General features: G+C 59.6%; 13 protein-coding genes. 5 read left to right on the forward strand and 8 right to left on the reverse strand.

All coding sequences use genetic code 11. From position 1 onward, the window contains the following. Positions 1 to 15: 15 nt before the first annotated feature. Positions 16 to 867, reverse strand: coding sequence for a pantoate--beta-alanine ligase (gene panC / locus HCG46_RS12790; protein ID WP_168686685.1), 852 nt, complete (start codon positions 865 to 867; stop codon positions 16 to 18). 266 nt (positions 868 to 1,133) lie between these two features. On the opposite strand from panC, the gene HCG46_RS12795 reads away from it, so the two are divergent. Then, positions 1,134 to 2,333 carry a hypothetical protein gene (locus HCG46_RS12795; protein ID WP_168686442.1) on the forward strand — a complete coding sequence of 400 codons (1,200 nt, stop codon included), beginning with the start codon at positions 1,134 to 1,136 and terminating at the stop codon, positions 2,331 to 2,333. A 19-nt stretch (positions 2,334 to 2,352) separates the two neighbouring features. Here the strand turns inward: HCG46_RS12795 and HCG46_RS12800 are convergent, their stop codons facing one another. Continuing rightward, positions 2,353 to 3,768 carry a carotenoid oxygenase family protein gene (locus HCG46_RS12800; protein WP_168686443.1) on the reverse strand — a complete coding sequence of 472 codons (1,416 nt, stop codon included), beginning with the start codon at positions 3,766 to 3,768 and terminating at the stop codon, positions 2,353 to 2,355. 138 nt (positions 3,769 to 3,906) lie between these two features. After that, on the reverse strand, positions 3,907 to 4,368 hold the full coding sequence (locus HCG46_RS12805; RefSeq protein ID WP_168686444.1) for a VOC family protein: 462 nt from the start codon (positions 4,366 to 4,368) through the stop codon (positions 3,907 to 3,909). A gap of 47 nt (positions 4,369 to 4,415) precedes the next feature. Here HCG46_RS12805 and HCG46_RS12810 point away from each other — a divergent pair, with 47 nt between their 5' ends. The 3 genes from HCG46_RS12810 to HCG46_RS12820 all read left to right on the forward strand — a co-directional run bounded on the left by HCG46_RS12810 (position 4,416) and on the right by HCG46_RS12820 (position 8,307). Then, entirely contained in the window at positions 4,416 to 4,778 is a 363-nt protein-coding gene (locus HCG46_RS12810; protein WP_152504761.1) for a helix-turn-helix domain-containing protein, read from the forward strand. Between the two features lie 354 nt (positions 4,779 to 5,132). Continuing rightward, the gene (locus HCG46_RS12815; protein WP_168686445.1) at positions 5,133 to 6,326 is read left to right on the forward strand and encodes an HlyD family efflux transporter periplasmic adaptor subunit; all 1,194 of its coding nucleotides are present in this window, start codon (positions 5,133 to 5,135) and stop codon (positions 6,324 to 6,326) included. Position 6,327: 1 nt separating this feature from the next. Continuing rightward, the gene (locus HCG46_RS12820; RefSeq protein ID WP_168686446.1) at positions 6,328 to 8,307 is read left to right on the forward strand and encodes a cellulose synthase catalytic subunit; all 1,980 of its coding nucleotides are present in this window, start codon (positions 6,328 to 6,330) and stop codon (positions 8,305 to 8,307) included. A 12-nt stretch (positions 8,308 to 8,319) separates the two neighbouring features. Here the strand turns inward: HCG46_RS12820 and HCG46_RS12825 are convergent, their stop codons facing one another. Continuing rightward, complete coding sequence (locus tag HCG46_RS12825) at positions 8,320 to 9,408, reverse strand: cache domain-containing protein (protein ID WP_168686447.1); 1,089 nt, start codon at positions 9,406 to 9,408, stop codon at positions 8,320 to 8,322. Between the two features lie 210 nt (positions 9,409 to 9,618). Next, a complete protein-coding gene (locus HCG46_RS12830) occupies positions 9,619 to 10,197 on the reverse strand; it encodes a TetR/AcrR family transcriptional regulator (RefSeq protein WP_077290921.1) in 579 nt (192 codons plus the stop codon). 50 nt (positions 10,198 to 10,247) lie between these two features. Here HCG46_RS12830 and HCG46_RS12835 point away from each other — a divergent pair, with 50 nt between their 5' ends. Then, positions 10,248 to 10,943: a DUF4336 domain-containing protein gene (locus HCG46_RS12835; protein ID WP_168686448.1), complete on the forward strand. Its 696-nt coding sequence runs from the start codon at positions 10,248 to 10,250 to the stop codon at positions 10,941 to 10,943. A 26-nt stretch (positions 10,944 to 10,969) separates the two neighbouring features. Here the strand turns inward: HCG46_RS12835 and HCG46_RS12840 are convergent, their stop codons facing one another. The 3 genes from HCG46_RS12840 to HCG46_RS12850 are packed head-to-tail and all read right to left on the reverse strand — an operon-like array spanning position 10,970 to position 14,318. Continuing rightward, the gene (locus HCG46_RS12840) at positions 10,970 to 11,368 is read right to left on the reverse strand and encodes a hypothetical protein (RefSeq protein WP_168686449.1); all 399 of its coding nucleotides are present in this window, start codon (positions 11,366 to 11,368) and stop codon (positions 10,970 to 10,972) included. A 44-nt stretch (positions 11,369 to 11,412) separates the two neighbouring features. Beyond that, entirely contained in the window at positions 11,413 to 13,029 is a 1,617-nt protein-coding gene (locus HCG46_RS12845; protein ID WP_168686450.1) for a thiamine pyrophosphate-binding protein, read from the reverse strand. Beyond that, the gene (locus tag HCG46_RS12850) at positions 13,026 to 14,318 is read right to left on the reverse strand and encodes a CoA transferase (protein ID WP_168686451.1); all 1,293 of its coding nucleotides are present in this window, start codon (positions 14,316 to 14,318) and stop codon (positions 13,026 to 13,028) included. Before HCG46_RS12850 ends, HCG46_RS12845 begins: the two co-directional genes overlap by 4 nt. Between the last annotated feature and the right edge of the window lie 127 nt (positions 14,319 to 14,445).

Genomic DNA, 14,445 nt, shown 5'->3' on the forward strand with positions numbered 1-14,445 from the left:
GCTTGAGACGGATTATCAGGCGGCGGGTGCAATCACCCGCTGGTCGATCAGGAGAACGGTGCCGAAGCGCACGGCCAGCAGCACCACGGCCGGGCGGTCAAGCATGCCGGAAAGCTCTTCAAGGGTTTCCGCATCGCGAATGTCGACGCTTTCCACCTTTCCGGAGGGGGCTTCCCCAAGGCTTTTTCGGACAGCAGCTTCCAGCACCGAAATTTCCGGGGCCGATTTCGCGAGTTCCTCCGCAGCGCTGAGCGACCGGCTGAGCTGGACAGCGTCGGCCCGGTGCTCCGCCGTCAGGCGAACGTTGCGCGACGACATCGCGAGCCCGTCTTCCTCACGCACCGTCTTGTGCGGCACGATTTCCAGCGGCATGTCGAGATCACGGACCATCTGCCGGATCAAGGTGAGCTGCTGATAGTCTTTCTCGCCGAAAACGGCGAAATCCGGCGTGACAATGTTGAAGAGCTTGGTGACGACCGTAGAGACACCCCGGAAATGACCGGGTCTGAGAGCGCCCTGCAAAATGGCGGAGAGGCCCGGAACCTCGACGAAGGTATCTCCGCCGGCGCCGTACATTTCCTCAACGCTCGGCAGAAACACGGCGTCGGTGCCTTCCGCCTCCAGAAGCGCCAGATCACGCGCTTCATCACGCGGATAGCTCGACAGATCCTCATTGGCGCCAAACTGGGTGGGGTTGACGAAAATGGTGGCAACCACGCGGTCTGCCTTTTGCCGCGCCATGCGCACGAGGCCGAGATGGCCCTCATGCAGATAGCCCATTGTCGGCACCACCCCGACGGTTTCACCCGCGCGTTTCCAGCCTTGCACGGCTTCGCGCATCTCCGCCTTCGTCCGGCAGATGATCATCTGTTTCATCCTCCCGCGACCCCGTTTCCCGCCCGGGGTTTCTTTTCGCAGGTGCAGCATAATGACGGCGAAACGAAAGTCCAGTGGGCAAAGAGGGGAACAGACCTTGCCAGGTGCCGCCTCCATGTCGTTTGGTGCATGCTGGATCCGCAGGCTGGGGAAGTCGATGGAGCCTGTCCGAACAAGAATAATAGCCGGCTCGCAAAGACCGGCTAAACGAGCAGTATTGTCAGGAGAGAAAAATAAAGAACCGCCTGAACCGACTGGTGATCTATTTTCCTGGCTATGATTTGCGTCCGGCCCGTTACTGCTTCCCGTTGCTCCGCAAGGAGTTCGACACCTTCCTGAAGATCCGGAAGGTGAACGGTGCCCTTTCCCAGCTCAGCGAAGGTCTTGATCCCGGCGGCACCACGGCCAGTTGGAGCGGGCATGTCGACTGGCCGGACAGCCGTGTCGAGACAACGTTTGTGCAGCTTGGCTGGCGGGACGTCATCAAGGCCGATTTTCGGCGCTCCTGGCCACGCACGATTGCAGATGCCATCCGGTCCTTCATGATGATCGCCCAGGCGGGCGGATATCGGGCTGCATTGAAAAGCAACTGGGCGCATGGGGTCTTCTGTCTTTATCCCCCCGTTGGACTTCTTCTCTACTTCCTGGCCAGCCTGCTGCCACCCATTCTTCTGGCACCGGTCATTCTGCGCAATGTGGGCGCGGCGGTACGCCAAGGCCATGCCGAAGAAATCGCCTGGTCCGTGTTGCTGGGAGGCAGTGCGGCGTGGATGCTCGCGGTTTACCTGCTCATGACCTGGCTGGAACCCAAGTCCTACTTCCGGTACCTGGTCAACAGTTGGCACTTCATGGCCCGGCTTGCCCGGAACAACCACCCCGAAATGCTCGCCCGTATCGAAGAAAGCGCCGACCTCATCGTTGCCGCGGCCGCGGAAGCGGACGAAGATACCGACCTGGTGTTCGTGTCGCACAGCTGCGGCACGTTCGTGGCGATCTACATTCTTGCAGCTGTCCTGCGCCGGCAGCCGGACATCGTTCGGCGCCCAGGCGGCTTCTCTTTTGTCACAATGGGACCGGCGTTCGATTGCCTCGGCGGGTTCGGGGCGCAAGACGGCTTTGGCGATGCCATGACGGCGGTGGCACGGTCCGGTGTCGACTGGACGGATCTTTACGGTCCACATGACCCGCTCTGCGGTGGCCGCACCACGCCCGTGGCGCGGTATGCGCAGCAGAACACATCGGGCGAGACGTTGCCGGAACCCAGACGGTACAGCGTGTGCATTCCGGACCGAATGACCGCAAAGAGGTTCCGTCACCTGCGCTTTCGCTTCTTTGCGCTTCACTTCAATTACTTTTTCGCCTCGGTGCGTCCGGGTCTCTTCGACTTCTACCGCCTGACCCTTGGCCCCAAACGGGCCGTAGACCAGCTCAAGGCCTGGGACAAGGGGCGGGATTAACGGGCCTCGACGCGCGCGCCTAGCCCGGGACCCAGGTTCCGTGCAGGCCCTGCGGCACCCGTTGCGGCAGACGCAGTCGGACGATCGGTTCGTCGCCGACCCCTTCAGCGTCCAGGAGCACGAATTCACTCGTCTGCGTTTCGGGATCATAGAGATAGGTTGCCAGCCAGCCGGCGGTTTCGGCCTCACCACGCGGAATGAACACAGCTTCACCGGCGATGCGGTTGCCGAAGTCATGAGCGCTGACGTCCCCGGTTTCCGTATCGATCCGCAACAGGCAGTTGAATGTCGCCGATGCGCCGTTTCCGCCGGTCAACGTGTCGGTCAGGGTCGGGGAATAGACATAGCGTGCTGCAAGCGCATTCCTGCGGTCATCGATCCTCGGGAACTCCGCCACCTTGTCGAACCAGGCCTGCTCACGCACTCGGCCCGTTCCCGTGTCCAGCACCAGGCGCTGAAGTGTCGGCGGCTGGGTGTTGGGTTCGCCATACCCAAGATAGAGTTTCTGGTGACGCACATAGTCGATGACGATGTCGCTGCCGCGCTCGAAACCGTTGGCAAAGTGGAAGACGAAAAACGGCTCGGCCTCGTACCAGGTCACAGCACCGCCATCCAGCGGCTGCACGGCAATGCGCGTTCCCATCTCCGGCTTCCATTGCAGCATGGATCCGCCGGACATCATCGCTTCCATGTCGAAAACCAGCGGGCCGATCAGCAGCACCAGGTGGCGCTCGGTCAGCACGAAGTCGTGGATCATGCTCGGCGCTGCAAGGGTGATGTCGAAGCTTCGGCGCAGCTTGCCTTCGCGGCCAACGTGATGCAGCGTGACCGTGGGCGAGGCGAAGTCGTAACTGAGGGCATAGAGATCGCCGGTAACCGGATGAACCCTGTTGTGTGCCCCCATCAGGATTGGCGCATTGGTGCCTGCCGTCCAGGGGCCGCGCGTTTCCAGATCCGGGCCGATCTCCCAGGCCGGTTCGCACTCGCCAAGGGCGAGCAACTGGCCGCCATGCTGCATCACGCCAATGAAGGCGGACGCCTTGAAAGGATTGTCCGGATCGTCCTCCGGCCCCAGCAAGGCAGGATCAACAGGGCGCGGCGTCATCACGCCGCCGAAGACCGCGTGACCTGCCTGATGCTCGATCTCGAAACCGCGGGTGCGCACATAGCGATTGCGGTAGCTCGCCTTTCCGCCTTCAAAGCGGATCGCGTGCAACATGCCGTCGCCTTCCAGCGGATAATTGTAGGAGACGGGCTCATAGCGAGGGTTGGGGCCGTTGCGGATATATGTTCCCAGCAGATCTTCCGGAATGCGCCCGGAGATCACTTCCAGCCCCTCCGCATCGATCTCGCTGCCGATTGGCGCAAAATTGCCGGTCAGATGCGGATCGGCCGACTGCCAGGCGATTGTTTCCGTGATGCGTTCCCGGCTCATGCACATCTCCCCCTCACCGCAGCGAAAATCCCCGCGTCAGGATGAAGGATTGCCGGAACCATCATGGGGGTCAACTGGGGCGGACCCGCTGTCCACACGCGCGGGGCAAAATGCTGTCGTGGAAATTTCTGATTTTCCCTAGGCCGACTGGTCGCCAGGGAAGCGGACCGGCTGCAAGAGTTCGATGATCTCGCCGGCCGGCCCTTCAAAGATTGCGTTGCGAACCCGCACTTCGGGTTGGCCAAGTGTCAGTGCTTCCGGGCCATGCAGATGCCTCGCACCGGCTTCGACAATCCGCACGCAAGCCTGTTCAAGATCCGTCACGCTCAAGCAGAGGTGTGCGAGCGCACCTGTCGAAACCTTTTGCCCCTGTTGCGCACCAACACCTTGCATCGGGATCTCGGCCTTCAGGTCGAACAATTCGATCCAGCTTTTCCTGTCGGGTGCCTGCATCATTATCGCGCGATCGATGCCATAGCTCGGCAGTCTCCAGTCGTGCACCTGATGGAAACCGATTTCCTCATAAAAGGAAACGGAACGCTGAAGGTCCGGGGAGCGGATCGCAGAGTGATGAAATCCGGTGAAAACTTGTACTGACATCGCGTGGTCTCCATGTTTCGGGAGACACCTATCGGAGTTTCCCGCGCATGGACCAGTCTGACAATTTTGACACAGCCCGCCGGACCTGGTCGACGATCCAGGAGCGAAACCGAGGGAACCTCCACGGATGGTGTGATCTTGCAGCCGGCCTCCAGACCGTGAGCGGACAGTGGAAAGCGTCGATCCTGATTGTGCTGTCCGAGAAGGATAGCGGCCTACCGGACATTCAGCGCCGCCTTGAATTTGCAAGCCGTCGTGTGCTCGTTCGAGCGATGCGCGAACTTGAAAAAGATGGGTTGGTGTCCCGATCGGCACATGTTGCAACCGGTTATTCATTGACACGCGATGGCCTCGCCCTGGTGCCAATCCTGCGGCACCTTGCGGATTGGAACGCCGCACGGGCGGGCTGATTACAAGAAGTCGATACTCAATGAATTGACGCTTGAATTGCCTTGCGTCTTAAACCGCTGCAATTGCCAGAAAACCTGTGAAGTCAGGTCGGCTTGAAGGATCTGCAAAACTGTCCTTCGGGATCAGGACGTGCCTCGCTCATGCGCCACGGGATGCAGGAATGCTTCGATTTCCCTCCCTCTACAACCTTTGATCGAATTCGCCTAAGCCTCCTTGTCGCTTGAATAGATTGGTATTCTTTCCACAGGCCCGGGATATTAACTAATGCAAAGAAGCTCCCTTTACACGCTTCACGCGATACGGGAGTTTGCGCTGGGGGCATTCATTCTCGACAGACTCATTTGAGAGGTCAGATGCGGATTCTGAGATTGTTGCTTGCAGGCCTGGTCATCGTCGCCGCGGGGTTTGTGATTGCAGGGGAGCAGTTGTCAGGCACCAGCGCAGATGCGGTTATCAATGCAAGGCTCACAACGGTACGGGCGCCGACAGCCGGACAACTGACGCTGGAGCACCGGCTGCTCGGATCGTCTGTTGCAGAGGGCGAACAACTGGGGTCGATCGATGATCCCCTTGTCGACAACATCTACCTCAACGACATGATCCGCGAAAAGGCGTTTGCGACAGCCGAGGTTGACCGGCTGTCGACCGTGATAGCCGCGATCGAACAGTCCGTCAGTGATTTGCAGGCGAGATCGGAGCGCTATCAGCAGCAGCGGATCCTGCAGCTTCAAGCGGAGCTGCGTGCCTTGACCTTCGAAATCGGTGCTGCCGAAGCCAGGGGGGATGAGGCGGAGGCGGCTTTCCAGCGCTCCAAACAGCTGACAGATCGCGGCCTGGAGGCTTCAGCCTCCTTCGAGCGGATCAGAGCGACGCAAAGGGTTGCAGCGCAGGATCTGGAAAGTGCACGCCAACGGGCGGCCGTTGTCGAAATCGAACTGCAGGCGGCTCAAGACGGAACGTTTCTGGGCGATGGTTACAATGATGCTCCCTACTCCGAACAACGCATTTCGGAACTGACACTGGACCAGTCCGAAAACCAGGCCTTGCTCAATGCGGAAAAGGAAAAGGCAAAGGCCTTGGACAATCGCATCAATGTCGAGCGGCTGAGAGTGAACCGGCTGGCCTCCTCGAAACTCATTTCGAACGTCGACGGAACCGTTTGGGAAGTGCTGACGGCAAACGGCGAGACGGTTGAACGAGGCGAGCCGTTGATGCGCCTGGTGAATTGCACCTCCACGATCATCACCTTGAGTGTCGCGGAATCCGTCTATAACCGCCTCAAGATCGGAGACCTTGCCAAGTTTCGCGTGAGCAACGACCAGAAGGTTCTGGAGGGTACGATCACGCGTCTGGCCGGTTCCGGGGCAGAGACGATTTACCGAAACCTTGCCGTTGCGCCCAGCGAAAGACACCTGCAGCGCTTCGACGTGACGCTTGTCGTACCCGCAATCCGCGAAGATCCGGCACTTGCCTGTGCGATCGGGAGAACGGGCCGGGTTTTCTTCGAAGCAAGACCTCTCGATTTCCTGCGCACCCTCTGGCTCTGAGATGTTCCCGGTCCTTTACCTAAGCGACACCGTTTCCAGCATCGTGCAGCTCAACCTGGTGCTGGCGCTTGGAATGCTAGTTCCTTTGCTTCTGTCCCGGGAAAAAACCTGGCACAGGGCTCTGCTCTTTGCAGTCTGCGCCGTGCTGACAGCGCGATATCTGTATTGGCGCGCCGCCTACACGCTCGCACCGCTGGACCTGACCTTCGACTGCCTCGCAAGCTGGTCCTTCTTCGCGATCGAATGCGCAGCGTGCCTGTCCTCGCTCAGTGCATTTCTTATCCTGTCGAGGCACCGCGACCGCAAACAGGAGGCGGACCGGCAGCAAGACTGGTGGGAACCGGAACCCGCTCCAAAGGTGGCGGTTCTCATTCCCACCTACAACGAAGAGCGGGACGTTCTGGAACGCACGATCGTTGGAGCACTTGCCCTCGATTATCCGGATTTCAGCGTCCATGTGCTTGATGACAGCAGGCGCGACTGGCTGAAGGACTACTGTGTCGCGCAAGGGGTTACCTACGTCAGCCGGCCCGAAAACACGGGAGCCAAGGCAGGCAACATGAACCATGCGCTTCGCCAAATGGCCGAAGAAGATACAGCGCCCAGTTTCATTGCCGTCCTTGATGCAGACTTCGTTCCACACAGCAATTTCCTGAAAAGAACGGTCGCTCTTCTCAAGGATGAAAAGGTGGGACTGGTTCAAACGCCGCAACATTTCTTCAACTCGGATCCGATCCAGCACAATCTCGGCCTCAGCCGGTCCTATCCGGACGAACAACGCTTTTTCTTCGACTACCTGCAGCCGTCGCGTGATGCCTGGGGCATTGCCTTTTGTTGCGGAACTTCTTCCGTCATCCGCTGGAACGCGCTGCAGAAGATCGGATGGTTTTCGACGGAAAGCATTACAGAGGATTTCCTTCTGACGCTTTGCCTGAAGGATGCCGGTTACAACACGGTCTACCTGAATGAAGCCCTTTCCGAGGGCCTCGCACCGGAAGGTCTCAAGGAATACATCAGCCAGCGCGCCAGATGGTGTCTCGGCATGATGCAGATCGCCCGCAGCCGGTTCGGCCCCTTTTCCGACAATCGCTTGGGGCTTGCCGACCGATGGAGCGTGGTCGACAGCGTGCTTTACTGGACGACGAACTTTCCGTTCCGGATCGCTATCCTCGTCTACCCGCTGCTCTACTGGTACTTCAACATCATGGTCGTCGATGCGACCTTGCAGGAAGTGCTGCGCTATTTCGGCACCTATTACCTCTGGATCCTGATCACCTTGAACTTTGTGTCCGGAGGACTGGTCGTTCCGATCGTCAACGACATCAGCCAGCTGCTCGGCGCAGTGCCGATTACCAGGGCCGCCTTCACGGGACTGTTCTTTCCGAAGGGACATCCCTTCTCAGTGACCGCAAAAGGTGGCGACAGAAGCCGGGTGGTCGTTCAGTGGCGCTTGATTGGCCTCTTCGGCACGTTCTTCCTGCTGACCATTGTCGGCTTGCTGCTCGGCATCATCTCCGACCACTTTGCGTATAATGACGCAGGCGATGGCAAGCTCGTGATCATGTTCTGGACGTTCTACAACCTGATTGTCCTCGGCGTGACGATGATTGTCTGCGTGGAACTTCCCAGGCGCGAGATCCATTTCCAGGACAAACCCGAACGGGCCATTCTTCATTCAGACACTGGCAGAACCCGGGTCTGGATCGTGGGATTGACTCAGAACTCCGTCAGGATCCGTGGTGCGTCGATACCCGACGATACCCCGGTCCGGATCGAAATCGACGGTGTTGGCATCGTCAATGCCATCGTGACGATGCCGGACGACGACGGCGCCCGCCTCCTGCTGGAGCCGCAACCGGAACAGCATGAAGCCCTGCTACGCCGCTTCTACACAACGGGAGAAGCCCCTGGCGTAACCAAAACGCGTTACCGCGCGTTGCTTGGTGACCTTGCACAAAGACTGTCAGCGCCACAACGCTGACAGCACAAGATCTTACGGCTGCATCTTGTTTTGTAACCGTGCGACAGCCGCACTCAGCACGCTCGCTTCCGCCGTGGTCCTTGCTTCATAGGGGTAGATGTCCTCACCGCGCATGACAGCCCTGGCGGTTTTTGCAAGTTTGCGAAAAGGCCGAACGAAAATCAGGATGAACAAGGCCGTAAGAGCGGCAAGGACGATGCCGAGGGTCACGAAGTAGACGATGAAAAGGCTCGTGAATTCGCCGATGGGGTGCGCAGTGTTGTTGATGCGCGCGATCATGCTCCAGCCGAATGCTGGCAGGTCCGCATAGCCGAGCACCGGGATCACGGTCGTGAAGTAAGTTGCGCCGTCCGGCCATTTCTCCACCCCGGTTTGCCGGGCACCGGTCATTGCGGACCGAAAACTCTGCAGCTTGTCGATCGGCTCGGAAAGGCCATCTGTTCGTGCAACAATGTTCCCTGTCCGGTCGATCACATAGACATCCAGCCCCATGGAATGGGCGGTTTCAGACAGATACTGCTCGACCCAGTGGTGATTGATATGGAAGGCCAACACCCCTTCGACCGACCCGAATTCATCCGTTACAGGCGTTGCCATATCGAGAAAGCGCCTCGGCTCGTTTCCAATGGGTGGCAGCAGCTCCGCCAGAAGAACGGCCGGATGAACATCCCCGGCGAAATCTCCGCCAAGGCCGTTCGTGAACCACGGACGAGAAGAAACATCGGCGCCTTCCAGCATGCCGGACGAGGCCGTCAGGACCTTTCCATCGACCGACGCAAGACCGGCCCAGGAGATACGCTCCTTTTCGGCGACGATCAGATCCAATGCTGTTCTGACGGCAGGCTCGCCGCGCCCTGTCATCTCAACCGCAACAAGCCGAAGATTGCGCCAATCCTGGTGAAGTTCCCGGGCAAAATCCAGCCCAACGCCCCTGGCCCTGACCGAGACGGCTTCCGCAAGTGCAGCGTCGCGGCTTTCCTTCAGCCGCTGGCCGACGAAAGACCAGGCACTGAGGACCGCGATCACACCTCCAAGTGCAACAAAACCACATATGGCCACCACCAAAGAGGGGTAGCCAGTTCTGGCACGCTTCTCCGTCATCAATCACTCCTCATCCCACAGAAAGTGAATCAGACACAGCGAATAGGGGAAATTGTGTGACACCCACGACCACCGATAGTGGGTAACACTGCTTGGCAGGCGGTTTCAGGCTCGATGGTTAAGGGTTTCTTGCCAGACTGATTAAAATTCACCGCGTCTTGAAGGCTGGCGAACTAGGTAATAATGGCAGCGTCGCTACACATGGATGCATCAGGCAGTCACTCCGCCAATGCCCTCCACCACAAGACGCACAATCTTGCGAATGTCTGCCTCTGGAACCACGCCGGCCTGCAAACCGTTCAGCATGGCTTGTCCGTAGACACCCAGTACGATCAGGGCCATGAATTCCGGTCCTTCATCCTTGCGGATCAGCCCCTGGGCCTGGCCGAGAGCCAGGATGTCCCGCACGAGCCCCTGAAAGGAGGGGCGGTCTGACGGTGGCTCGAGGGAAGGTCTTTGAACCGGCACCAGTGCAAGCCGCGCCACTGCAGGGTTGGCCATGCACCAATGGGCACTGTCTATCAGCACTGCTTCGAGCAACGTTACCGCATGCTGCCCCTCGGCCATGCGGTCACGATAGTCTGTGTCCCGGGCTTCCACCCGCGCTATGAGGCTGAGAGCAATGTCTTCCTTCGACCCGAAGAGATTATAGACGGTCTTGCGCGTCAGCCCTGCGCGCTCGGCAATCACATGAACCGTAGCCCCTTCGAACCCAAGTTCGCGAAACGCGATTTCCGCAGCATCGAGGATGAGTGCGCGCGATCGCTCGGTGCGTTTCAGACTTGTCATTTTTATACTCTAGTGTAATTTTATACTCGTGTAAATAATGGAGCCAGGCGATGCTCAAGGAATTCGGACCGGAAATCTGGATTGCGGAAGGCCCGACAGTGAGAGCCGCTGCCGGATTTCACTATCCCACGCGCATGGCGATCATCCGCCTTTCCAACGAAGGGTTAGTCGTCTGGTCGCCCGTTGCCTTTTCTCCGGAGCTCGGTTCTGCCGTCGATGCGCTCGGCACGGTCCGCTATATCGTTCCGCCGAACAGTCTGCATGACACCTTCCTTGCCGAATGGCAGCAGGCCTATCCCGACGCCGAAATTCTCGCACCACCGGGTCTGCGTAAAAAACGCCCGGATCTTGTCTTCGCTGGCGAACTCGCTGGCATCACGGTGCCCGGCTGGCAGGCAGAGATTGATGTCGTGGTGGTTCCAGGAAACCGGATTACCAGCGAAGCCGTATTGTTCCACCGGGCCAGCGGCACGGCTATCTTCGCGGATCTGCTGCAGCAGTTTTCACCCGGCTGGTTCAAGGGATGGCGTGCCCTGGTTGCCCGCCTCGACCTGATGACAAGGCAAACGCCTTCCGTTCCCCGGAAATTCCGGCTCGCTTTCACGAACCGGGATGCCGCCCGGGTTGCCGTGCGGCAAATCTTGGACTGGCCCAGCAAGAGGGTTCTGATCGCGCACGGCACCCCGGTGTCCGAAAACGGCCAGGCCTTTCTCCGGGATGCCTTCCGCTGGCTGGTCAAATCGTGACGTTCGGAGACATATGCTTCGCGGCGTTATTCGCCACAAGAACTACGACCGGAGAGCAGATCGACAGTTTCACTTGCGCGTTCCTTTGAAAATTGGCCGACGTAAATTCGACCACTGATTATCGGTTCGAGAATAACTGGTCTGAAAACTTCCTCCCCACAAACCAAGACGATGACAAGAAGATTGCGACTTTCGATGCTAAGTTTCCGAAAAGCATCTCGGTACTCGGCATCCATTCTTATATTCACTTCAATCTCTTGCGACCTGGCAACAGGCTGAACGTTTACTTCTGTAATGTTTTCAGCTCTCAGGTTTAATGTACCGCCTTTGAATGCAACAATTTGAAGAACCGGGGTCGTAGTATTCTCGGCCCATGCATTGGTAAAAAGGCTAAAAAATGTAAGAAATACGCTTAAAATTCTCATTCATATCAACTCTCATTTTTGCGCTGAGCTGGTTCTAGCCCTCTCTAAAACGTCCCATCATATGCCCGCCGCTCAATCCGGCAGGCCAGCAGGGTGAAACCTTCGCGGGTGAGCGCGTCCTCGGCCTCACGGTGCAAAGTTTCTGCGTCCTCCACCCACACACCGTGGCCGCCATAGGCTCTGGCGACGGCCGGGAAATCCGTTTCGCCGAAATCCACACCCACATTCGGGCGCTGGCTGGAGCGCTGTTTCAACTCGATCAGCGACAGGCTTGTGTCGACCAGCACACAGATGATGACGGGGATCTTGAGGTCACGCAGGGTGGAAAGTTCACCAAGGCACATTTCCAGACCTGCGTCGCCGACAAAGGCAATCACAGGGGATGCCCCTTCAACCACGCGGTGGCCCATGGCCAGCGGCACGGCGCAGCCCATGGTGCAGAGTGCAGAAGACTGCAGCATCTGACGAGGCATCGGACAGCGCCAGATCTGGCTGACAAGAATGCGGTGAGCACCGCTGTCGGCGGTTGCCACCGTGTCGGCCGGCAAGGCCGCGCGCAGCGTGTGGAAGACCGTGCCCGGGCCCCAGCCGGACGCTTCCGGTGCGAAGGCCTTGTCCAGCTCGGCCCGGACGGCGGCGGGCTCTCCTTCCGGCCAGGTGGGCTTTGCCGGCTGGCGCGCAGCGCCCAATAGATCCAGCGCCGGTTGCACTGCGCTGCGCAGCGTTGACCGTACACTGTGCATGCCATGGGTGCGCAGCACCGGGGTGATGTCGACCACGGGCGCGTCGGCATCCCACGGATTGCGCCAGTTAATGCGCATCTCGATGGGGTCGTAACCGAGCAGCAGAATGCAGTCGCTCTTGTTGATGAGCGGCAGCAGCAGGCCATCGGCCTTGGGTGAGAGGCCGGCTCCGCCAAGGGCAAGCGGATTGTTTTCGTCGAGCAGGCCCTTGCCCTTGTAGCTGGTGACAAGGGGGATTTGAAACGCTTCGCAGAATTCGGAAATTGCAGCCGAAGCTGCCTCGTTGACGGCATCGACACCGGCGATCGCAATCGGCCGTTCGGCCTTTCTGAAAAGGTCCAGCGCAGTGTCGAGATCCGGGCCGGGCACCGGTGCGGTTGCGACCGGTGAAGACTGGAACACACGGCTCCAGGCTTCCTGTGTGTCCCCCTCGGCAACACGGATCGGTACGTCGATGTGCACCGGGCCAGGCTGGCCGTCGAGCGCAATGGCCAGTGCCTTTTCCATCATCACGTCCAGCGCCCCCAGGCGAGCAGAGAAGCTGGCCTTGACGATGGGGCGCAGCAACTGTTGATGATCGAACACCTGGTGGGTGTAGCTTTCCGCCTCTCCGTGGTCGACACACCCGGTGAGGAAGATCAGCGGCACCCGGTCCTGCCAGGCATTGGCAACGACGTTGACCGCATTGGCCGCTCCCGGCCCGAGCGTTGCAAGAAGCACGCCTGGCGCGCCGTCGGCATGCCAGCCGCCTTCGGCCATGAAGCCACCCGCATTCTCGTGCTTCACCAGCACAAAGTTGAGGCCTGCCTCGTCCAGCGCCTGCATGAGGGCTAGCACCTCGCCGCCCGGAATGCCGAAGGCGTGACGGCAGCCTGCCGCGTGTAGTTTGCCTGCGATGATATCCGCACCGGTGGTCATTTGCTGCTGTATCCTTCAGTCGCCGTGTCTGGCGGGGTTGGGCCGAGGTCGAGAATGCCTCTGCCGGCAAGATCGGAAAGGGTGTCTGCACCAAGTCCAAGCAGACGGGTCAGAACATCCGCAGTATCCGCTCCCACAAGCGGTGGCGCGCTGCGGTAGGCAACCGGCGTCTTTTCCAGGTTGATGGGCGAGCCGATCAGATCGACTTCGCCGCCAAGCGGATGCGGCAGGGTGATCCGCATCTGGCGCGCCAGCACCTGCGGATCGGCAAAAACCTGTTCCAGATCGTTCACCGGGCCGCAGGGAACGCCTTCAGCTTCAAGCTCGGCAATCCACTCTGCCGCGGCCTTCTCGATTGTCAGACGCCGGATCTTCGGGACCAGCTCCGCACGGTTGCGCACCCGGTCGGCATTCCTGGCATAACGCGGATCTTCGGCCAGTTCCGGCGCACCGGCAACCTTGCAGAACTTGCCGAACTGGCTGTCATTGCCAACCGCCAGAATGAAGGACTGGTCGCTTGCCGGGAAAGTCTCGTAGGGCACGATGGTGGGATGGCCGTTGCCGAGGCGGCCCGGCACCTTGCCGGAGGTAAGATAGGCCACACCCTGGTTGATCAGCCAGGAGACCTGAGCATCCAGCAGCGAGATATCGATGGACTGACCTTCTCCGGTGCTGTTGCGGTGGTTGAGTGCAGCGAGGATGGAGACGGTCGCATACATCCCGCACATGACGTCGGCGATGCCGACGCCGCATTTGGTTTCCGTGCCGCCGTCCTCATCCGCAAAGCCCGTCAGCGACATGATCCCGCCCATGCCCTGGATCAGGAAATCATATCCTGCCCGCTGTGCGTAGGGGCCGGTCTGTCCGAAGCCGGTTATGGAACAGTATATCAGGCGCGGGTTGCGAACCTTCAGCGTGTCATAGTCAAGTCCGCGCCGCTTCAGGTCACCGACCTTGAAGTTCTCCACCAGAATGTCGGCCTTTGCCGCCAGATCGGCAATCAGCTGCTGCCCTTCGGGGCTGGCGAGATCAATGGCGACGGACGCCTTGTTGCGATTGGAGGAAAGGTAGTAGGCGCTTTCGCCGGTCTCCCTGCCCTCACCATCTTTCAGGAAGGGCGGTCCCCAACCGCGCGTGTCGTCCCCCCGGCCCGGCCGTTCGATCTTGATCACCTCCGCACCGAGATCGCCCAGGATCTGGGTGCAGGTCGGTCCGGCGAGAATGCGGGAAAGGTCGAGGACAACAAGGCCGGACAAGGCGCCGGATGCGGCAGGAGACGGCTGGGACAAGGCTCACCTTCAAAATGACGTTTCCCGGTAAAGGCCACAGGCTGATGGGCGCCGTCAACAAGCCAGCATCAGCCCCCCGGACAAGCCGCCTCACTTTCTCGTTAGAAAACGGGAAGGAGGGGCGTTC

It is taken from the genome of Labrenzia sp. PO1, assembly GCF_012273635.1.
In the GTDB taxonomy this organism is placed as follows: Bacteria; Pseudomonadota; Alphaproteobacteria; order Rhizobiales; family Stappiaceae; genus Roseibium; species Roseibium algicola.